This window comes from Maribacter stanieri (assembly GCF_900112245.1).
In the GTDB taxonomy this organism is placed as follows: Bacteria; Bacteroidota; Bacteroidia; order Flavobacteriales; family Flavobacteriaceae; genus Maribacter; species Maribacter stanieri.
The window spans coordinates 1,653,056-1,673,203 of sequence record NZ_FOYX01000001.1; the positions used below are offsets into that span (position 1 = coordinate 1,653,056).

The 20,148-nt window shown below is 33.2% G+C and carries 23 protein-coding genes; 3 read left to right on the forward strand and 20 right to left on the reverse strand.

Features of this window, described 5'->3' with window-relative positions; all coding sequences use genetic code 11:
* Positions 1–180: 180 nt before the first annotated feature.
* Entirely contained in the window at positions 181–2,025 is a 1,845-nt protein-coding gene (locus BM296_RS07035; RefSeq protein WP_091902416.1) for a PLP-dependent aminotransferase family protein, read from the forward strand.
* 18 nt (positions 2,026–2,043) lie between these two features.
* On the opposite strand, the gene BM296_RS07040 is transcribed toward BM296_RS07035, so the two are convergent.
* From BM296_RS07040 to BM296_RS07080, 9 genes are all read right to left on the reverse strand, one after another.
* Positions 2,044–3,024: a PLP-dependent cysteine synthase family protein gene (locus BM296_RS07040; RefSeq protein WP_091902417.1), complete on the reverse strand. Its 981-nt coding sequence runs from the start codon at positions 3,022–3,024 to the stop codon at positions 2,044–2,046.
* Between the two features lie 386 nt (positions 3,025–3,410).
* Positions 3,411–3,737: a DMT family transporter gene (locus BM296_RS07045; RefSeq protein ID WP_091902419.1), complete on the reverse strand. Its 327-nt coding sequence runs from the start codon at positions 3,735–3,737 to the stop codon at positions 3,411–3,413.
* A gap of 34 nt (positions 3,738–3,771) precedes the next feature.
* The gene (locus tag BM296_RS07050) at positions 3,772–4,164 is read right to left on the reverse strand and encodes an ACT domain-containing protein (protein ID WP_091902421.1); all 393 of its coding nucleotides are present in this window, start codon (positions 4,162–4,164) and stop codon (positions 3,772–3,774) included.
* Positions 4,165–4,974 (reverse strand): type 1 glutamine amidotransferase domain-containing protein, encoded by an 810-nt coding sequence (locus BM296_RS07055; RefSeq protein WP_091902423.1) that lies wholly within the window; start codon positions 4,972–4,974, stop codon positions 4,165–4,167. It lies immediately after the preceding gene.
* A 145-nt stretch (positions 4,975–5,119) separates the two neighbouring features.
* The gene (locus BM296_RS07060) at positions 5,120–5,683 is read right to left on the reverse strand and encodes a Crp/Fnr family transcriptional regulator (protein ID WP_091902424.1); all 564 of its coding nucleotides are present in this window, start codon (positions 5,681–5,683) and stop codon (positions 5,120–5,122) included.
* A 314-nt stretch (positions 5,684–5,997) separates the two neighbouring features.
* A complete protein-coding gene (locus BM296_RS07065; RefSeq protein WP_091902426.1) occupies positions 5,998–6,441 on the reverse strand; it encodes a hypothetical protein in 444 nt (147 codons plus the stop codon).
* Positions 6,438–7,001, reverse strand: coding sequence for a hypothetical protein (locus BM296_RS07070; RefSeq protein WP_091902429.1), 564 nt, complete (start codon positions 6,999–7,001; stop codon positions 6,438–6,440). The genes BM296_RS07065 and BM296_RS07070 overlap by 4 nt, the downstream gene beginning before the upstream one ends.
* Positions 7,002–7,416: 415 nt before the next feature.
* Complete coding sequence (locus tag BM296_RS07075) at positions 7,417–8,178, reverse strand: ThuA domain-containing protein (RefSeq protein ID WP_091902431.1); 762 nt, start codon at positions 8,176–8,178, stop codon at positions 7,417–7,419.
* Positions 8,179–8,203: 25 nt separating this feature from the next.
* Positions 8,204–9,508: a sugar phosphate isomerase/epimerase family protein gene (locus tag BM296_RS07080; RefSeq protein WP_091902433.1), complete on the reverse strand. Its 1,305-nt coding sequence runs from the start codon at positions 9,506–9,508 to the stop codon at positions 8,204–8,206.
* Positions 9,509–9,905: 397 nt separating this feature from the next.
* Between BM296_RS07080 and BM296_RS07085 the strand changes: the two genes are divergently transcribed.
* Positions 9,906–10,316 (forward strand): hypothetical protein, encoded by a 411-nt coding sequence (locus tag BM296_RS07085; RefSeq protein WP_027064870.1) that lies wholly within the window; start codon positions 9,906–9,908, stop codon positions 10,314–10,316.
* Positions 10,317–10,398: 82 nt separating this feature from the next.
* On the opposite strand, the gene BM296_RS19295 is transcribed toward BM296_RS07085, so the two are convergent.
* From BM296_RS19295 to BM296_RS07130, 10 genes are all read right to left on the reverse strand, one after another.
* On the reverse strand, positions 10,399–10,536 hold the full coding sequence (locus BM296_RS19295; RefSeq protein WP_218157867.1) for a hypothetical protein: 138 nt from the start codon (positions 10,534–10,536) through the stop codon (positions 10,399–10,401).
* 219 nt (positions 10,537–10,755) lie between these two features.
* Positions 10,756–11,934, reverse strand: a complete 1,179-nt coding sequence (locus BM296_RS07090) for a serine hydrolase domain-containing protein (RefSeq protein ID WP_091902434.1) — start codon at positions 11,932–11,934, stop codon at positions 10,756–10,758.
* Positions 11,935–12,127: 193 nt separating this feature from the next.
* Entirely contained in the window at positions 12,128–12,598 is a 471-nt protein-coding gene (locus BM296_RS07095; protein WP_091902435.1) for a hypothetical protein, read from the reverse strand.
* A 67-nt stretch (positions 12,599–12,665) separates the two neighbouring features.
* A complete protein-coding gene (locus BM296_RS07100) occupies positions 12,666–13,775 on the reverse strand; it encodes an alpha/beta hydrolase family protein (RefSeq protein WP_091902437.1) in 1,110 nt (369 codons plus the stop codon).
* Positions 13,776–13,948: 173 nt separating this feature from the next.
* The gene (locus BM296_RS07105) at positions 13,949–14,716 is read right to left on the reverse strand and encodes a DUF6090 family protein (RefSeq protein WP_027064866.1); all 768 of its coding nucleotides are present in this window, start codon (positions 14,714–14,716) and stop codon (positions 13,949–13,951) included.
* Between the two features lie 247 nt (positions 14,717–14,963).
* Positions 14,964–15,311, reverse strand: a complete 348-nt coding sequence (locus tag BM296_RS07110; protein ID WP_091902439.1) for a hypothetical protein — start codon at positions 15,309–15,311, stop codon at positions 14,964–14,966.
* Positions 15,312–15,384: 73 nt separating this feature from the next.
* A complete protein-coding gene (locus BM296_RS07115; protein WP_091902440.1) occupies positions 15,385–15,843 on the reverse strand; it encodes a DoxX family protein in 459 nt (152 codons plus the stop codon).
* A 63-nt stretch (positions 15,844–15,906) separates the two neighbouring features.
* Positions 15,907–16,473, reverse strand: coding sequence for a Crp/Fnr family transcriptional regulator (locus BM296_RS07120; protein ID WP_091902442.1), 567 nt, complete (start codon positions 16,471–16,473; stop codon positions 15,907–15,909).
* A 173-nt stretch (positions 16,474–16,646) separates the two neighbouring features.
* Positions 16,647–17,486, reverse strand: a complete 840-nt coding sequence (gene blaOXA, locus BM296_RS07125; RefSeq protein ID WP_091902444.1) for a class D beta-lactamase — start codon at positions 17,484–17,486, stop codon at positions 16,647–16,649.
* A gap of 249 nt (positions 17,487–17,735) precedes the next feature.
* The gene (locus tag BM296_RS07130; protein ID WP_091902446.1) at positions 17,736–18,572 is read right to left on the reverse strand and encodes an alpha/beta fold hydrolase; all 837 of its coding nucleotides are present in this window, start codon (positions 18,570–18,572) and stop codon (positions 17,736–17,738) included.
* A 95-nt stretch (positions 18,573–18,667) separates the two neighbouring features.
* Between BM296_RS07130 and BM296_RS07135 the strand changes: the two genes are divergently transcribed.
* Positions 18,668–19,078, forward strand: coding sequence for a winged helix-turn-helix transcriptional regulator (locus BM296_RS07135; protein ID WP_091902447.1), 411 nt, complete (start codon positions 18,668–18,670; stop codon positions 19,076–19,078).
* 156 nt (positions 19,079–19,234) lie between these two features.
* Here the strand turns inward: BM296_RS07135 and BM296_RS07140 are convergent, their stop codons facing one another.
* Positions 19,235–19,930, reverse strand: a complete 696-nt coding sequence (locus BM296_RS07140) for an aspartate/glutamate racemase family protein (protein WP_091902449.1) — start codon at positions 19,928–19,930, stop codon at positions 19,235–19,237.
* Positions 19,931–20,148: the final 218 nt, after the last annotated feature.

Genomic DNA, 20,148 nt, shown 5'->3' on the forward strand with positions numbered 1-20,148 from the left:
ACTAAAAAACTGGACAAAAAATATAAAAATTTATTGTTGTCTTGTGCGCAAGTGTTTATGATTGGAGTATAGCACTGGAATATCAATTAGATTCAATTGCAAAAGCTCTGTTAAACACTATAGCATACCCTAAAAAAATCTATTTATTATGTACTTTCGAGCCGTCTTAAGGCAAATACTATGGAAGCTGATAAAATGCTAGATTATATTAAAGATATTTTGGAAAATATGCCAGCTGATTGGTTGAGGTTAACAACTCATCGGTTAGATATTTACAATGAAGAATTGGCTAAAATTCAGTTTTTAGATCAGTTTGAAATTTTGGCAAATCAAAATAATTCTAGTTCTTCTGCTCTTAGTGAATTGCCTACTGCATACGATTATATTCGTTTAGGTCACCCATTGTCTTGTGTTTTAGAATGGGCAATTGCTAAACTGAATAATTTAGCGCCAGATCAGGTTATTAGTTTCTTGTCAAAGACAACGCCTATTTTATCTGTTTTAAGAAAGAATTTATTGAACCATAAAAACACGTTAATTGCTTATACGAACGAACTGCCCAGTTCTTTTGATACTGAAGTGTTAAAGACTGTTTATGGTTATACGTTTGAACTAAAAAAAGTAGAAAAAGCATCAGACGTATCGGAGTTTGACGGTAGTGTCATTTTTGTGTCACAGCAAGATGAAATTTCCCCTATTAATCAAAATTCGAATATTGATTTTTATATACATCTTTATGCTGATTTTGGGAGTGTTCTTTTAGTTAATGGCGAACAGAATAAAGAGTATATTTCAGACATACAGCATGTAAGAAGAAGAGAAACCGTTGCAATGACTCCGAATAATTGTCTTGCTGCTTTAAAGTCTTTAGTAAACCAACCTACTTCAGATACGCAAAAGAATAATGTGGCCGAGAATAAGACTACGGTATTAGATGCTATTAAAGAGGTTAGTGGTGCCAATACTACGCCACTTGTTGCATCCAGCGGATTATCGGTACAGTATGCCATTTTAATGGGGCTAGTGCATAATGCTATAGAAAACCATAAAGGAAAGGCAATTAAAATTGTTGTTCCGCCTAATTGTTATGGAGGTACCAATGATCAAGCAAGGCGCGTTGCTGCTTGTAATGATGCTATTGAGATTGTCGATTTACCAGTAGACGGCGATAATGATATGGTACAAAGTATTGGTATCGTTTTAGATAAATTAGCTAAAGAAGATGCTATCCCTTATATCATTGCTGAAATACCTACAAACCCTAGGGTTGAGGTTCCTGATCTTCAAAAATTAAGAGATGTTTTAAGTGCTAAACGTAAAACTGCAAGTGGGAGCGAGGCTATAGATTCAGTTTTTATATTGGATCAAACGTTTTGCCCTAATGTTCACTTTTTGGGTGAAACGGATATTCTTTCATCAGTAAGAACTATTTCATTTGCTAGTGGTTCAAAATTCCCAAGCGGAGGTAAGTGCACAGCAGGTTATTGTGTAGCGAATAAAAAAGCTGAGGCTTTAATGGATAAAATTGCACTGCACCTTCAACTTTGCGATAATGAAGCTACAGACTTGCAAATGGAAATTTTGGCTAAACAAATGCCATCGATGAAACAAAGAATTCATGATGCTTATTTGAACACGCTTGAATTTGTAAACTTTATCAAGGAAACTTTACCAGCCGCTAAGATCAATTTTGTATCAGAGGAATTGGCAAAAGAAGGTTTTACACCATCTGTTTTTTCTTTAGACCTACCTACAAAAGGAAATACTGCTCAAGAAAGAGAAACATACAAAAGGGAGCTCAATCATAAATTAATTAATTTAATGATTACGGAGATTCCTAATGAAAGCAAATACTGTGTAAGCTACGGACAGTTAAATGGCTGCTATTGGACGATACCGGCAACATCTACCCAAGGCACCACGAAAGAAGATGACAAGGATTATATAGCCCGTGTGTCACTTTCTCCAAATATGGATGTGGAACTGCACAAAAAAGTCTTTTTGAAGTTTGTGGAACTAATGTAATGGCTGCTATAAGAAATACTAGTCTATATAACCTTGTTTACGCATCCAATCATCATTAAACATTTTGCCTATATAGCGGCTTCCGTGGTCATGGAACAATACCACGACGACATCGTCTTTTGTAAAATGCTCTTTTAGTTGCAATACACCTTTAATTGCAGAGCCTGCCGAATTCCCTAAGAACATACCTTCTTCTTTGGCTAAACGTTGCGTATACACAGCACCGTCTTTATCGGTTACTTTAGTGAAACCATCAATGATGCTGAAGTCAACATTCTTTGGTAAAATATCTTCACCTATACCTTCGGTTACATAAGGGTAAATTTCCTTTTCATCGAAAATGCCCGTTTCATGATATTTTTTAAATACACTACCATAGGTATCAACTCCCCAAATTTTAATATTTGGGTTTTGCTCTTTTAAATATTTACCAACGCCAGAAATTGTTCCTCCTGTTCCAACACCAACTACAAAATGTGTAATTTTTCCATCGGTTTGCTTCCAAATTTCTGGTCCGGTACTTTCATAATGTGCTTTTGCATTACTGGGGTTATCATATTGGTTTACATACCAGCTGTTTGGTGTTTCTTTTGCTAATCGTTTAGAAACGGAGTAGTAGGATCTTGGGTCTTCTGGTTCAACGTCCGTAGGGCAAACAACAACTTCAGCACCTACCGCTTTTAGAATATCGCACTTCTCTTTTGACTGCTTATCCGCCAGAACAAAAATACATTTATAGCCTTTTACAATGGCAGCCAATGCCAGTCCCATACCTGTATTTCCAGAAGTTCCTTCAATTATGGTTCCGCCAGGTTGTAGTCTTCCATCTGCCTCAGCATCTTCAATCATCTTCAACGCCATACGGTCCTTTACCGAGTTACCAGGATTAAAAGTTTCGTATTTGGCTAATACTAAACAAGGTAGTTCTTCCGTAAGTTTATTTATTTTAACTAGAGGAGTATTACCAATTGTTCCAAGTATATTTTCTGCGTATTCCATAGCTGCTTTTAATGAGGGTCAAAAATATAAAACAAGATTGACTCAATACCAATATTGTTGCATATACATCAATAATTGTTGCGCTTTATGTCAATAAAACTAAGATTAAGTGTGGTTAGGAGAGAAGTTGTACTTATATATTTTCTGTTACCACCGCCCAGTTCTAAAACGACATCAAAATTATATTTACTTAAAGTTTCTATAGTAGCCTTTTTGTCTAAATCTCTTGTGTGGTTTTAGTTTGTGTCATATTGTTCTGCCTAACTATTATATGCTTTTTCTATGCTCATGTTTTAGATTTCCCTATCAATGTAAATAGTCTTCTAAAACTTTAGTTACATTATTTAAAACTTAATTTAACGAATAAGGCTTAAAAAGTAAAGTACTTAGTGTGATACTACTTTTAATCCAACTATAGAGATAATTAACGTGGTCATAAAAAATAGACGCATAAATGTAGCCGGTTCTTTAAAAATGAATATCCCCACTAAAACTGTGCCCACAGCTCCAATGCCAGTCCAAACTGCATAAGCGGTACCAATGGGTAGTTCTTGTGTCACTTTTATAAGTAGAAGCATACTAATCACCAAACAGGTTAAGAAACCCAAGTACCAATAGGTGGCTTCACTTCCTGTTGCTTCTTTGGCTTTTCCAAGACAAGCTGCAAACCCTACTTCAAAAAGTCCGGCAAGTACTAGTAATATCCAATTCATTTTTAATTTTTATGTGTTATCTGTATTGACCGGTTTATTTAGAAAATTCATTCAAAATAGCCATCGCCTTTTCTGTGTCTTTTTTATCTACAAAAATATGGTCGTGATAATATGCTGCAACGACATTGCAACTAATTCTATTTTCAGAAAGCGCTTTTGAAAATGCGGCTGTTAAACCAACTGCTTCTAATGAAGAATGTACAGTAAGTGTAATCCAAGAAGCAATAAAAGAATAGTCTAAATCCAGTTTGTCCGCCACTGCCTTTTCTGCAATAATGGTGATACTTTCTTCTTCTTTAAAAGACATTATTATTTGGCTCAGGTTTATTTGCTCCAAATTTTCTGTTTTACAAAATACAAATTCGCCTACATTATGCTTAGGTTTCATTGATTTTAAAAGGGTATCTAAGTTCTTTTCTCCACTCATTTATTTTGTGTCTTTACTTATTTTCTGTAGCTCGTTTAAAGTTGCTTGTCCAACACTTTTGGCTGACTGTGGGTTTTGACCCGTCACCAATCTTTGGTCAGCAACAACATGATCGGTAAATGGTTCTGATTTTTCAAAAATAGCACCACGCTCAATTAATTGGTCTTCAAGTAAAAATGGAACGACATTCTCTAAATTAACCCTGATCTCTTCTTCGTTCGTAAACGAATTTACTTTTTTACCATCTACAAGATACGACCCATCATTTAATTTAATATTCACGAGTCCGGCAGGACCGTGGCAAACGGCGCTTACAACACCATTGTTTTCATATATCTGTTGTGCAATTGCTGCTATTTCAGAATTGTCTGCAAAATCCCACATGGCTCCATGACCACCAGCATAGTGTATTGCAACATAATCATCGGGATTTACTTCGCTAGGTTTTTTAGTGTTTTCAATTTTGTTGCGATACAAATCATTATCCCAAAATTTCTTGTTGATAGCATCTTTCATGTCAAAAGCATCTACTGGCGCTTTTCCACCTTGTGGACTTACAAAATCTATTTCATAACCGGCAGAATGTAACACATCCCAAGGATGAGAAACCTCTCCTAGATAATAACCGGTTTTCTCTCCGGTATTTCCTTTTTCATCATGACTGGTAACTACAAATAATATCTTTTTTAATTCATGTGCTTTTGCATCTGCAGCTGAGTTACCTGATTTGCTTTTATTTTTACAGCCCGATAGAAGTACAGCAGATAGGAATAAAAACAGAAATGATTTAATTTTAATGCTATTTGACATATCTAAATTTATTTTAAAATAAGTTTTAGATTATTCCCGATTCTAAGAAGGTTAAAACAGTTTTTCTGTTATCAGGGAATAATATTATATGGCAAAATTCATAAACATTGAGCAGAAATTATTTAACAAATGATAAATAAGTAATTTATTTTATGCTTGCTCTAATTCTGCTTAAACTAACTTGGGTAATGCCTAAATAAGATGCAATGTGCGTTAGTTGTACCCGCTGTATAATGCTCGGGTAATTTTCAAGAAGTGCTAAATACCTTTGGGTTGCGGTATTAAACTGTAAAGAAATAAGACGCTCTTCAGATTTAATAAGCTCGAATTCTGAAAATTTACGTCCCCAATTTGCAATGTGTATGTCTTCTAAAAATAACTGTTGAAGTTTTTCTGTTTTTAGTTCATAAAGTTCGCAATCTTCCAATAACTCCACATCTTCATATCCTTTTTTATTGTTGACATAATTTTGCATGGAAACTATAGGATCACCTTCTTTACCGAACCAAAAAGTGATTTCATTTTCATCTGAATAGGCGTATGCCCTTGCAATTCCTTTTTTGATGAAATAAATGCTTTTTTCAATTTTATTTGCTCTGAATAGAATATGCCCTTTTGGAAACTTAGTTTCAACTATTGACTTCTTTATCAAGTTTTTTGATGCCGAGGCTAATGGATAAATAGTATCTATAATTTGGTCTAGTTCCATGTAATTGGGGGCTAACAATTTTTTTATTTGAATCAAAGTAGGTTTAAAATCTTTCGGGATTATTTTAGATAAATAACACTGGTGTCTTTTGTATCTAAAAAGGGATATCCCTTATATCTTAAATACGTTGTTGAACCTATCGTAATTCTAGACTTTATAAATTCTTTAATTCTTTAATTTTAAAATTTGATATTGTAAATATATCCAATTCAGTATCATGTTTTCTAAAATGGGAACCTATGATTTCTTGTTTACAAGAGAAACCGTAATAGCTGTTGTGGTGTGTGTATAATGGACTTAATTATGGAGTAATCTTACTTACTTGGTCTGGAGACCTTTTTTCTCACTTTTACAATGCCCTTTTTTAATCTTGGACTTCTTGAGATAATTACAGAAAATCCCATGGATGATAATAGGGCTATAAAAGCCAATGCGCCAAGTGCACCACCATAGCCTTCAAAAAAATGAGCTTTGTTCACGTAGATAATACCAAATAAGCTAGCTGCAACCGCCAATCTAATATAGTTGCCCCTTGATAGTGGAGATACCATACCTATGAATGTGGCACCAATAAATACTAAAGGAATATTCTTCGATAGGTACGCGCCAAAAAGTTCTGGGAAACAATAGAAAAATAGACCTACAACAAGGGATAGTAGAGCAGAGGATCTTACTGGTCCTTGTTTTAATCGTTCACTGATGAAGAATGTAAGCCAAGCGGCTAATACTCCGGTTAAAATAAATATGAGATAGTTCATGTGGCTAATCCGTATATTAATGAAACAATAATAACCCCACCAAAGGCTACGGTACCCAGCTTACCGCCAACGCCTAAAAATAAGTTTTTTGATAACAGAAGAAATACGCCTGCCACCAAACCTGCCGTAGTTACAAAACCAATTGACGGTACAATCTCAGAGCTAGACATGCCCACAAAAACTCCGCAATATATAGCTGCTGGTAACTTCGCCAAATAGCTTGAATCTTTGTTGATTTCAGGTATAAACGAGGCCATGGTACCGGTAATACCAGCGGAAAGTACACTCCCTAATCCTCCATAAATATTTAATAGGTAGCAAATTACGGCACCAACGGGAACCCAAATGATGACACTTATTTTTTCATATTCATATTTTGGGTGATGTAGGTCTATGTAGCGGTATCCAAAAAAGAGGGTCAATATTAAAAGAAGCATGGAAAGTATAGCTACAAAACTGCCGGTTTCATATTCCTCTTTTACAATGGTAGTCAAAAACGCTATTTGAATCAGTAATACAGTCAGCACCATAAAAACTCTTATGGCTTTATGTTTCCTCATCGAAAAAATATGTTTGCAAATTGTGCCGTATCTGTTTTGATAAAGGCTCCTTTTTAGGTTAAACTTCCTTGTAAGTAATTGAGGGTACTAAATTAAGAATTACCACTCAATTGGTAAACTTAAAACAGGTCTTATATCTGTAATTTATTTTAGTTCATACTAATGAAATCGATACATTTCAGGAATTTGGAAGTGTCAATTTATATTTGTTGTAACCAAAATTAAATAATGCTTGAACCATCAAATTTAGAATAATCGGAATCCAAATGAAGTTAATATTATAAGCATTCCGGTTTCTCCAGTTGGCTTAATGATCAATCCAAAAAGTATAAAAGGAAGAACATTAATGAAAACAGCCAATAATACATTCTAAGAGGAGTAAAGTATTAAAAAATCTATTAATATGAACCTATCATTATTGCTTTTTCTTACCTTTAGCAGCCCAATAGATTCCACCGAATAGATGGTCTAAATACATTTTATTTTTAAAAGCCTCTGGTTTATGACCCAGCGTTGTATAGAATGAACGGCCTCCGTCGTATATTTGATACCAAGCTATAGGGTGGTTATTGCCCATACCTTCAAGCGGTATTTGGTTATACCCTTTTTGGTAATCATAGGTGCTTTCATCTACGGAAAGCAGTACTGTTATGTCATCGGACTTTAAGGATTTGAAATTATACCATTCCTCACTCCACAGCCACTTTTCCGGTAGGTGTAAGTTTGATGGAAAATTAGAATCATGATTGGTAAGCACAGCTGCCTGAAATTGGGGATGGTCTTTAAAAACTCCACCAATAAGATCATCAAACCAAGTATTTCTAATCTCACTATCAGAAGTGGAATGGACTCCCACAAAGCCTTTACCATTATTTAGATGGGCTTTTAGAACTTCAATCTGTTCATTGGTTAAATTGTCTGCATTGGCATTTAAAAATACAACTACATCGTAAGACGGTAATTTTTTGGCGAGATCTTCCGGACTTTGCGTCCAATCAAACTTAAACTGCTGTTCTGCCGCCATTTTATGGAAAGCATCTACCGCACTAGGTATGCACTCATAATGCCAAGTATCCTGTACCGTGAATAACAACACCTTAAATTGATCTTGGGCAAAAGCCATAGTATTGAAAGTTAAAATGATAAAACATAATAATTGTAAAATTCTGGTTTTCATAAAGTCAGGTGTTGCAAGTGATTTGTTATAGTATATTAAAGTATAAATAGTTCCATGCAGAATTGATACTATACCATACCGGGTAATTAAAGGCTTCTACTTCTGCAACAGTGTATTTAAGACCTGCGGCTTTTGCGTATGTAAAGTAAAGCTCAAAATCCATTTTGCCACTCTGTCCGAGTTCTTCATAATCCTTTACGTGCCAGCTTATAAATCGGTTTTCATACCTTTTGAAGTAATCAATTGGGTCAACTTTTGAAAAATGCATCCAATACAAATCGGCTTGAAAACTAACGTATTCCGGATCGGTGTTTTCTAAGAAATAGTCATAAACGACCTTGTTCTCTATAGTCTTAAACTCATCTGAGTGATTGTGGTAGGCAAATCGAATCCCTCTTTCCTTACAAAGTTTACCAATAGCATTGTAATACTCAGCATACCTTTTAAGTTCAGAAAGGGTAGTGATTTCTTTAATTTGATTGTTAGATATGGTAAGGTATTCAACACCTGCTTGTTTGTGGTCTTCTATACATTTTTGCCACCATTGCATCGCTTTTTCCCAAGCCTGTTTATCATCGGAAGGGAGATCGTAAAACGTCATGGATCCCGTAAATTTTAGGTTGTTATCTTCTACCAGTTTTTTAAAATCAAATGGAGATAATCCATAAAAAGAGCGGTCTTTGTACACAAAGGTTTCAATGTAACTATAGCCCATTCTATCAAGATACTTCAGTGTCTCTTTTGGGTTTTGCTGCATTTGTTCATGAACGGAAACCAGTTGAATACCAATATTTTTATCCTTTGGATTTTTCTTAATATATCGGGTTTGCCAAAGAATTTCGTTCTGTGGATTTACTCCCTTTAAATGAACATCGGTTTGATTTTTAAAATCAAAAGTAACCGTCATAGTTTCTTTACCTGTAAAGTCGCGATCTTTCATTATCCAATCCGTATCACTGGTAAACCCTCCTTTACCCAAGAACATATCACCTTGTGCACTTTTACCCAATGCGAAAATTGAATCGGTCTTTGTGTCGTAACCAATAAGTTCTGTTAAAGTATGATTGTATGTTTTGCCATCTTTTTGAAATACATCAACTGACATTGCGGTATTATCTATTTTAGGATAATTGTTCATTTTTATAAGGGGTGTTTTGCCGATACTATCTGTTGTATGATCAATAGAACTGACCCAGAACCCTAAATACTGCTGTAACCTATCTGCTTGTTTTGGAATATTCGTTTGTGCGAAAACAGTACTTGTTCCTATTAAAATGAGTAGTAATATAATTTTATTGGTAAACCTTTGTATGCTGAAATAGTACGTCATTCTTTGGTATTTATGTTAGTAAATATAAACGAGATCCTAATCAAAAGACTATAATCAATGTAGCAATGAATGCTACTGGTGTTGCATATGGTCAATTATGTTTGTCTGAGTAAGACTTATAGTTATTAGAACTAATAAGCTTTATACACTTATAGTTGTTCTTAGTATTGTGAATTTTTTTACGGACTTGATAGTTACATATGCAAAGAGGGAATGCCACATTTGTGATATACAACGCACAATTTATTATAGAATTCAGATAAGATAATAGTTACCTTCGGATGAAGCGAAACTTAGTATTTAAGTAACTCTTTTCAGAAATAATGGAAAAAGAAGCAGTTTTAAAAATTATAAAATAGAAGAATCTATAACTTAATATTTTATACAAATACACCTTATGAAAAATATACTTTTTGTCGCATTGGTTATGTTATGCATTTCAAATTTTACCCAAGCCCAATCTACTGTCAAGAACGATGGAAATAAAGAGGATACGGAGAAAATGCTTTTAACCATTTTCTTAAAACATGATCAATCTATGAATCTAAGTGAGATTGAAGATGTTAGAAATAAACAAGGGTTTTACAAAAGCTTTCCTCCAGAAGGTGTATCGGTCGTTAATTGGTATGTAGTAATGGGTATAGGTCAAATGGTGGTATTGGAGTTACCGGCATCCAAACTTAGGGATGTGAATTTGGCAATAGAAAAAACCGCTTGGAAAGCATTCAAATCTGAAATTTACCCTACGTATGATTTGTATCCGCTAATAGAAGAAAAGTTAGATAACAAGTCTAAAGTAAGCTATTAGGTATTGTTCTAGCTCATCCAAATTTCTTTGTATAAATGTTTAAAGAGATTTGGATGAGTCCGTTGAACTCGGTTTTTTAATACTAGTTTATAAGGGGTACCGAATATATCTTTCCTGCCATCATATCAGGTACCAATAATCTGTCCTTTTCTTCTTCCAAATAAAAATCTGCGGCAGATTCTAACCCTTCGATAAGTACGGTAGACGCTTCTGTTTTCAAATTGGTATTTGGTATTACTGACTACGTCTTAGTTATGAACAGTACGGGAGCAATCTAGCATTTACTTTCCGCCACGCACATAACAAAATATTTATGTTTAAATTTTCTTTATCTCGCTAAAAAGTAAAATTTCAAAGGTTTTTCGATCACCATAAAAAATAAGCAAACCTTTAAATTAAACACTAAGCCCGCAATCCGTTTAGGTTTTGCTATACTCAATTATTCATGCTTAAGTGCTGGTAGTATTCTGTCTTGCAAAACTCTATAAGTTGACTTTTCTGGCTCACCATTAATATTCCAACCATTAAAGACAATTATTAAATTATGTTCTGGTGTTATCATTAAATACTGACCTCCATATCCGTTGGCAGAATAAATATTGGTTTCGCCATTATCAGTATATTCAGGAACCCACCATTGATACCCGTATCCCGTTACACTTTTCCATTGTGGTTTTACATTTTTAAGTAAAGGACTTGTGGATGTTGCCACCCAATTTTCAGATACAATTTGCTTACCGTTCCATTTCCCTTTGTTTAAAAACAATGAGCCAATTTTAGCCAAGTCTTCTGCCTTAAGATATAAACCTCCTTCGGTATCAATTTCTCCATCAGGTGTTTCTTTCCAATAGTAATCTGTAATGCCTAGTGGCTCAAATAATTTTTCTTCTGCCCATTTATCGATTCGTTTGCCGGTAATGGTTCTAATGATTTTACCTAAAAGCACAGTTCCACCACCGTTATACACGAATTTTATTCCTGGTATGGTATCCATAGGCTTGCTTAACACATACGTTATCCAATTGTCGCTTGATTCTAACCTAAAACAGTCATTTGTAGTATCATTATGATCCGTCTCTTCATTCCAATCTAATCCACTTCTCATCGTCAATAAATCTTCAATTGATATGTTTTGCTTTCGTTTATCTGAAAAATCAGTATCATAACCAGTCAACAAAGGCATTACTTTGTCACTCACATTATAATCTTCGTTTACATCTAGCGCAATACCGAAAAGGATTGAGGTGATACTTTTAGATACAGATTGAAGGGTGTGTAATTCAGTTTGTTTGTAGTATGGATGCCAATCTATATTATTGAAATTATATTGATGATTGGTTGTGTCATATTTTTGGACAATGGTTTCATAGTCCTGCTTATATTTAAAATCTGCCAATAATTCATCATTTTGTATGACCATAAAGCGGTCAATTAACCCATAATCCCCATTATTTATTTCTGAATTAATAGAATCAATTACGACTGAAATGGTGTTTTGAGAAGTAGACTTCTGGTCATTTTTAGTAGACTCTTTACTTTTTGATTTACAACCAATTAACGCAACTATAAATAAAATTAAAAATGATAGCTTATTCATCATATTTAGTATTGTTTTCATAGTTTTTGTTTTAATAGGGTTTAGCGCTTGCGCTATAATGAGTACGACTTTTTAATCTAACGGAATTCTAGCTACGCGCTATGCTAAAGTTCTTGGTTCATTTACTGTTTTATCTAAAGTTAAATCCATAATATTTAGCGACTTAATAAATATACGCAGACCATTCGGTTTTGCCTTAAACTCCAGATTAGGTTTAATTTTTGTGCTTAGTGTTTTTTTCTGCGTTGTAATTTCTCCCAGTTTTGAATCCAGAATAAGCTAGTAATACTAAAAGTCCTATCTGAACTGTAAATAGAATTCGTGATATAATTTTAAGTGCGTTTCCAACCACAGATTCATTATTGGGAGGTCCACTAAAAAAATCTAGCATACCAATTGTTTTCCCAAGAACTGCTGCGACCAAAATTGTTACAATTATCAATATGAGATTTGCCGTAATATTTTTAAACCTATTTCTAACGGCTCTTAGTAGATAAACCGTAAAAAAAATGAAAACAAATAATAGTAAAACTAAATGGACATTGGCAATAACAAAATAAGTATCATGAATATTTATATCGAAAGTAGAATTAATATTAAATCCTTCTATTCCAAAAAGGATTAGAGTTAAGACTAAAAAAAGTCCAGCGGTACCAACTAACCAAATGATTTCTTTTCTACTCAAATTTTTAATTTTGGTGACTTTTCAAAAATAGCCAAGGCTTAGTGTTGGCAATTACTTACGATAGGAATTATTTTCCCAATATTTCATTGATGTATATTGAACGATATTTTTCTGGATATTCAACCTGTACTCCGTGCGTTCCATTTTCAAATAGAAACCATTTTTTAGATGGAGCAATAATGGAATCAAAATACATTTTTGCTACAGACGTTTCGGTAAAATGGTCATTGTCTCCTTGTAATATATAAATTGGCACTTTCAATTCTGGAATATCACGCATTAAATTCATATCAATAGCTGTAGATTCCAAAATCTTAGCGGCAGGATAGTAGGTTTCGGGACTATTTATCATATCAGTGAATTTTTCCTTAAACGTCAACCCATTATCTAAAAACATACTTTTAATAAATTTAAAATCGGTATCTAATTTTATCGGTGCATACTTCATTACAATTTGTCGTTCTATTTCAAAGGCTTCGGTAACTGAATGTTTTGAGTTTTTAACATATGGTGGTTTTCCAATTTGTTTTAATTGATTGATTGAAATGGTATCATTGTGTTTTTGAGATTCTGACAGTGCAAATTCATAAGATAACTCTTCTGAAAGTGATAGATTCGCCATTAGACCACTACCAATATAGGCGTGATATAATTCAGGCTGTTTTTGAACCATATAAGCTGCTACCGCTGTTCCCCAAGATATACCTTCGATGTAAATTTTATCTTTTTTGAAAGTCTTTTTTAAATGATTTGATAGTTCTAAACCATCAGCTACTATATGGGGCAAGGTAATGGACGAATCAGCTATGCTATCGTTATAGGCTAGTCCAGAGCCTCTTTGTTCCCAATAGCAAACTGTAAATATATCTTCCAAATCAACTCCCGTGAGTTTATAAATTATAGGTAAAATTGGTGCGCCCGGTCCTCCATGAACTATTAGTAACACGGGATTATTTTTGTCTTTTCCTCTAATAGTAACCCTTTGTGGCACTCCATTTATGGTCATATCCTCGTGCATAGCAATACTATTCGGAAGCACATTACCCTTTTCGTCTAAAAAAGGTTCTTCGTTTCCAGAGCTATTGATTCGGATTATTAGCAATACAACTAAAATAAACGCAATAAGTGCTCCCAGTAAAACCAAAAACCACTTTCCTATTTTCTTTAATATTTTCATATGTTCTTGATTAGTTCTGTGGTTTTTCTTATTCTGCCAACGGTTAGTATAATGTTAATTGCGAGCCTCGTACAACTAATTTAACAAAAGGAAACCGAATCTTAGAAAAACCCGAAGGATTTTCTGGGTACACACAAACTAATCAATTGGTTATACACGGAGTCGTGCTTTTGTTATTTTTCGAGCTCTTTCTCAATTTCTTTTATAGTGTTCTCTATTTCCGCTTTTACACGTCCAAAAAGATTTGGTCCATTCGTTGCTTTAGCCGATAGGTAGTAGGCTAATAGATAATTTTCAAATTCAGCTGATTCGAATAATCTTTTGTTATCTGTTTTTTCGGAAATCGACTCGCGATCAAAATCCTTAAATCCTATATCCATCACAAGTCTTCGTACACTTCCCTTATTATAAAAAATAGTACGCAATTTATCTTCTGTGAAATCCATTGCATTTAACTGAATGTTTAAATGATTCAATGAGCTATTAAAAGAGGCTAGGTTTTGTCGTAAGCTTTTATTCAAAATGATATTTAGCTTACCTGAACTAATGATATCTTCTAAAACTCCTGTTGCTGGTATATAGCCAATTGAACTACCAAAAATAGGTGCGAACTTTTGAGAAATTATTTGACTATTGACTGTGTCAAGTACATTTTTGTCAAATAAAGTCAATAGATATTCAAGTGACTGAATACGCAGCTCATTTTCTTGAATAGAGGCATTTATTTTATTCAGGTTTGTTTCAAATTCTGCTTGTAGAGATAATAAATATTCCTGTTCTAGACTTCTTTGTTCGTTGTAATTATTGTTATTATTAATCTGTAAAGCGATTAATATTCCAATCACAACAAGTATAATTTCACCGATAGCATAAAGTAAATATTTACTGAATTTATTTTCAGTCAGCATTTTTTGACGAATTTTTCTAAAGAATTTTATCATTGGTTATTGGTTGGTCATCATGAAGCACAACGATTTAGCAAAAGCTTATTGCCCGCCCGTATCGAAAAGGCACGTTCGGGCGGGTTTAGTTGTATTTTTTCTTGTTGCAAGGCTAAATCCATAAGATTTAGCGACTTAATAAATATACGCAGACCATTCGGTTTTGCCCAAAAGTCCGCATTACGTTTAGGTTGTATTGTAGCAAGTATTTGTTATACGCAGGTTTGAGCATAGGAGTTAAATCAGATTATTTATTTGAATCCAATTTATCCACAATTTGAAATACTAGCGCTATATGTAATATTAAAAGACCAGCTGAAATCGGATTAATTCCGAAACTTCCTAATCCAACTTTGAAAGTTGAATAGTAAAAATCCAAAAGCCCGAAAATCCCAACCAGCAGAGTTATGCCATAAACGACATAGTAAGTCATTCTGTTTTTAAAATAGAAATAGGTTGAAATTATTACGCATCCAATTCCGATGTAGTGTTTTAAGCTTAGAGCATAATTGGAAGTAGAAATCATCACTAATGAAACTAGAATCAGGATTATTGAAATTCCTAATGGTATAAAATCGAAATCTAGTTTTTTCATATTTGCTACAACGGTTTAGCTTTGAACAGTACGGGAGCAAACTAGTGTTTGCTTATTACCTACTGGCTTTTCTTTACTCAAAAATACGGATTGCACTAATATAAGCCCAAATGATAAACAGGAATTGCAATGGGATTCTAAACCACAAATAAATAAGACCGTTTCCGTCAAATGTTCCTTTTTGGTAATTCACATGATTTAAAGAAGCATATATATTGGCAGGTAACATTAGCAGGAGAAAAACAATAAGTGCCCATCCAGAAACTATTTGAAATTTAGGAATTATTAAACCTAATGCTAATAGTATTTCCAATATTCCGGATAGGTAAATTATACTTTCTTTGAAAGGAATAATTTTAGGTATCATCATTGACATTCCTTTTGTAAATGCAAAATGTCCAATTGCTGTAAAAAGAAGCATTATCGACATTGCAATTCTTGCTGATAAGGCAAAATCATACTCTTTTTTGATAATTTTAATTAAGAAAATCGAGATTGTAAAACTTAATAAAAGTACAATTAGTGGTTTCATGTTTTTCTAAATTATTGAAATACAAATTTCAAAATACATTCTGTTGAAAACAATGAACCCAAGTTAAGTTATGCGTTTTCTTATTCTGCTTAATGCTTGCGGAGTAACACCAATGTAAGAGGCAATATATTTTAATGGAATTTGTTGGAGTAACTTTGGTCGGTCAGAGAATAAGTCCAAATATCGTTCTTCTGCTGTTTTACTTAATAAAGAAAGTTCTCTTTTTGATTTTATTAAGAACATGTTTTCAGCCATTTTACGTCCAATAATATTTCCGCTGTTTGTTCTTTCATAAACCTCTTGTAAGTCTTCTCGGGAAATTTTCCAAAGAATGGTTTCTGTCAAAGTTTCAATTTGGTATTCAGAAGGATCTTGTGTTAAAAATGAATCATAACCTGTAACAAATTCATTTTCGAATAAAAAACCAAAAGTTAAATCGAATTCTTCTCTTGGAACATAAAGTCTGACTATCCCTTTTGTTATAAATGTTAAATGGTTCTCAATCTCTCCAAAATTTAATAAAATAGAATGTTTTTTGAGTTTTACCTCTTGCAATTTTGAGGAAAAAAACTGCCAATCAGAATTGTTCATTGGAGTTATATTTTCAATAAACCTTCTTATTTCGTTCATTCAAGATTCTTTTATCTAAAGGCTGGACTATGATTAGTGGGGTGCAGAAATCTGACGGATTTCCAGCTACGCGCTAAGCAAAATCCCAAAGATTTTGTGATCACATAAATATACATAGACCTTGACGTAAAAACCTAAATCCCGCATTATTATAGCCATAGTTAGACCAGTATTTATTTTAGAACATTCATTTTTCTAAGACCAAGTAGAGTTAAATCCAACCTTTTTTTAATGAAAGAATCGAAATCAAACTCTTTTTTAGGCTCCAGATTTGTGGCAAATAGGTAAGTATCGTTTTTAAATTCAACAAACCCAACAAACCAACCATTGTATGCTCCGTTATTATTTGATAAACCGGATTTCCCACTAAGTTTATATTGGTCAGTTTCTTCAATGAGCATAATATTTCGCATTATACTCTCAGTTCTTTTTGAAATAGGAAGTTCAAAATTGTAAAGCCTTTTCAGGAAGTCGATTTGTTGCATTTGACTTATTCTTGATGCTCCTTCTAACCAAAATTTATCGATATTGGTAGCGTCAATTTCTAGATTCCCATAGTTAAGTTTGGATACATAATCGTTCATTCTTTTTGAACCAATTTTTCTTGCAACTTCTTGATAACAATGAACACAAGAAAATTGAAAAGCATCTCTAAGAATTAGGTCTTGTTCCCAATTTTTTAACCATTTTTTTTCCCCGTCCCATTTAAATATGACACTATCATTTTCAATCACACCAGTTTCAAGTCCGATAATTGAATTTGCGATTTTGAATGTAGATGCTGGTAAATTTCCTTTGTTTGACCATTCAAAGTCATTTGAATAATATATGTCTTTGTTTAAATCGTAAATTAATATTGAACCAATAACATCAGAAGAATCAATAATTGACTGAAATTCAGGTTTTATGATGTTCTTATTTGCCGATTGCTCTTTATTTATGGTAGTGATTCCTTTGTTTTCTTTGCAGGAAATAAAGAGAATTAAAAATACTGCTATCGATGTTATCCTCATTTTTTATAATGGTGCTAACGGTTGAGCTATGAACAGTTCGGTAGCAAACTAGCGTTTGCTTTCCGCCACGCACATAGCGAAATTTTATTGGTTGTTTTATTTTTTCTTGACCTGAGCAAAATCCATAAGATTTTGCGGACTTCATAAAAATACGCAAACCTTTCGATTAAGCCCGAAGCCCGTATTGTTTAAAGGTTGTGTTGGTAGTAGTTTTTATTTCCCATATTCTCAAAGTCTGTTTGATAATGCTTAGTCTTCAAAGAATGCTTTAATGTATGAGTTAGTTTCATTAGGATATTGAAAATGCGGAGCATGGCCGGCTTCTGGCATGACAATGAGCCTTAATGTTGGCGCTTTGCCAAGCATTGGATACCAGTTTTCTAACGAAAATGAGATATCATTATCACCAGATAAAACCAAAATAGGAATGTTTGTGTTTTGATATGCGGTTCTAAAATTATCCGAGTCTTCAGCAATCGCATTTTTTGAGGCAAAATATCTATTGAATACTTCTTGGCTTGAAGGTACTTTACTAAGGTCAAATCTTTTTGCTATTCGCTGCATAGATTTTTCTGCCGCAGTACTACTTTTCTTTGAGCTTGGCTCAAAAAACAACACTACAAAATCGTCATCAGTATTTACTGGTTTTAATGCTCTTTCAAAGAACTCTTTCTTAAACGGCAACTCATTTTTTCCAATGGGATTATTACCAATTATAACAGTTTTTAATATTCTTGAAGGATTTAGAAACATCGTATACTGAGCTACCCAGCCGCCATAAGACCATCCTAAAACATGAAATTGTTCTATATCTAGATAGTCTGCAAGTTTTATAACATCATTTGCAACATCTTTAATAGCTAAAGGTAATTCTCCTTCAGAATAGCCAATACCACAATAGTCAAAGGTAATAACGGTATTATGTTTTGCTAATAAATCAAGAAATAAAGGGTCCCAAGTGTCTAATGTTCCTCTAAATCTATTTAGTAAAATTAATGGTTGTCCAATACCAAATTTTCTATACGCAATTTGATTATTATCAATGTTTGCAAATTGAGTATGAACTGTAAGTGCATTCTCTTTCATAATTATTCTTTTATATTTGTATTTTACTTGCAAAATGCAAGTGTAAATATAAATCAATCTACTTGCATTGCGCAAGTGAATTTGCGTTAAATTTTATGAAAGCACCAAAAAGAAGGTCTCAATGTCCCATAAGTTCTTCACTTGAAGTTTGGGGAGACAAATGGTCATTATTGATAGTTAGAGACCTAATGTTTAATAAAAGATTTACTTATGGAGATTTTTTAAAATCTGAAGAGAAAATTTCAACAAATATTTTAGCGGCTAGATTACTAATGCTTGAAAAGAATGATTTGATTGAAAAATTGGAACATCCTGATAGTAAAGCCAAAGTACTATACCAATTGACCCAAAAAGGTATAGATTTAATTCCGGTAATTGTAGAAATTAATTTATGGGCAGAAAAGTATTTTCAATTAACGGAGGAAAAGAAGTTTCTAATAAAAGAGATAAAATTAAATAAAGAGAAATTTATTTCAAACTCAATTAATAGCTTGCTAAAAGACTAGGTTTAAATTACTATCAATGGTTTGGCTATGCTTAGTTGCGACAATTTAGCACTCAACTTTAAAAATACAAAGCCAAGTTTGGAAAATCGGAGATTTTTCAAAAGATGCACAGAACTAAGCAAATAAGTATAGCCGTTGTAATAGGCAGAGTTTATTTCAGTTCAGCATTTTGTTCAAAATAGCGTTTACGTGAATTTTAGTCGTATTAAACACTTTTAACTTGTCAAAATCTTCTTGTTCAAGTATTAGTGGTAATTCAGTTCCGCCTAATACAATTCCTTCGATATTTTCATTGACTTGTAATTCATTTATTATTCTAATGAGTTGCTTTTTTGTTTCGGGAACAATTTTGTTAAAAACTAATTCACCCATATATTTTTCATGAATATAGTTTTGGTTTTCCTCATTTGGAATTACTATTTTAATTCCATTTTTTTCTCCTGATTTTTGGTAAAATCCTTTGCTCATTGTTGATTTTGTTCCTAGCAAACCAACTTTTTTAATTCCTGTGGTTTTTATTGCATTAGACGTTTCCTCAACTATGCTTATCATTTTCGTGTTTACAGATTCCGCTAGTTTGTCAAAAACTAAATGAGGTGTATTTGATGCTAATGCAATATAATCTACATTGGATTTTTCTAATATTTTGATTTTACTTTTTAGAAACGCTACCAATTCATCTAATTGATTAGTAAAAACATAATTAAGCATTTCTGTCATATCCACGCTTTGAATAAGAATTTCTGGATATTGATTTGTGTTCAATCTCTCTCTAAATGTCTTTATCAACAATCTGTAGTATTCGATAGTTGATTCAGGTCCAATTCCACCAATTATTCCGATTTTATTCATATACTTTTTTTCTTTGCCTATAACGGTCTCGTATAACCGTCAGTTACGGGTTTATATGCGTTAATTTTCGGTTTAGCACAGACGTTAGCAATTCCGAGTGGATTCGGACGTAGTCGAATCCGCCGTAATTGCGGTTATACATTGTTGTACACCGTTTTTTTATTCAGTTCTGTTGTCAAATTCTATTAGTTTTTGTCTTATTAATTTTCCCTCTTCAT

Coding starts and splice junctions, on each gene's coding strand:
- BM296_RS07080 (WP_091902433.1), bottom strand. CDS start 9,508: ATGACGTACTATTTCAGCATACAAAGGTTTACCAATAAAATTATATTA.
- BM296_RS07140 (WP_091902449.1), bottom strand. CDS start 19,930: ATGAATAAAATCGGAATAATTGGTGGAATTGGACCTGAATCAACTATC.
- BM296_RS07130 (WP_091902446.1), bottom strand. CDS start 18,572: ATGAAAGAGAATGCACTTACAGTTCATACTCAATTTGCAAACATTGAT.
- BM296_RS07065 (WP_091902426.1), bottom strand. CDS start 6,441: ATGAACTATCTCATATTTATTTTAACCGGAGTATTAGCCGCTTGGCTT.
- BM296_RS07110 (WP_091902439.1), bottom strand. CDS start 15,311: ATGAAAAAACTAGATTTCGATTTTATACCATTAGGAATTTCAATAATC.
- BM296_RS07040 (WP_091902417.1), bottom strand. CDS start 3,024: ATGGAATACGCAGAAAATATACTTGGAACAATTGGTAATACTCCTCTA.
- BM296_RS07070 (WP_091902429.1), bottom strand. CDS start 7,001: ATGAGGAAACATAAAGCCATAAGAGTTTTTATGGTGCTGACTGTATTA.
- BM296_RS07055 (WP_091902423.1), bottom strand. CDS start 4,974: ATGTCAAATAGCATTAAAATTAAATCATTTCTGTTTTTATTCCTATCT.
- BM296_RS07135 (WP_091902447.1), top strand. CDS start 18,668: ATGAAAGCACCAAAAAGAAGGTCTCAATGTCCCATAAGTTCTTCACTT.
- BM296_RS07100 (WP_091902437.1), bottom strand. CDS start 13,775: ATGAAAATATTAAAGAAAATAGGAAAGTGGTTTTTGGTTTTACTGGGA.
- blaOXA (WP_091902444.1), bottom strand. CDS start 17,486: ATGAGGATAACATCGATAGCAGTATTTTTAATTCTCTTTATTTCCTGC.
- BM296_RS07120 (WP_091902442.1), bottom strand. CDS start 16,473: ATGAACGAAATAAGAAGGTTTATTGAAAATATAACTCCAATGAACAAT.
- BM296_RS07085 (WP_027064870.1), top strand. CDS start 9,906: ATGAAAAATATACTTTTTGTCGCATTGGTTATGTTATGCATTTCAAAT.
- BM296_RS07115 (WP_091902440.1), bottom strand. CDS start 15,843: ATGAAACCACTAATTGTACTTTTATTAAGTTTTACAATCTCGATTTTC.
- BM296_RS07045 (WP_091902419.1), bottom strand. CDS start 3,737: ATGAATTGGATATTACTAGTACTTGCCGGACTTTTTGAAGTAGGGTTT.
- BM296_RS07075 (WP_091902431.1), bottom strand. CDS start 8,178: ATGAAAACCAGAATTTTACAATTATTATGTTTTATCATTTTAACTTTC.
- BM296_RS07060 (WP_091902424.1), bottom strand. CDS start 5,683: ATGGAACTAGACCAAATTATAGATACTATTTATCCATTAGCCTCGGCA.
- BM296_RS07105 (WP_027064866.1), bottom strand. CDS start 14,716: ATGATAAAATTCTTTAGAAAAATTCGTCAAAAAATGCTGACTGAAAAT.
- BM296_RS07090 (WP_091902434.1), bottom strand. CDS start 11,934: ATGAAAACAATACTAAATATGATGAATAAGCTATCATTTTTAATTTTA.
- BM296_RS07050 (WP_091902421.1), bottom strand. CDS start 4,164: ATGAGTGGAGAAAAGAACTTAGATACCCTTTTAAAATCAATGAAACCT.
- BM296_RS07035 (WP_091902416.1), top strand. CDS start 181: ATGGAAGCTGATAAAATGCTAGATTATATTAAAGATATTTTGGAAAAT.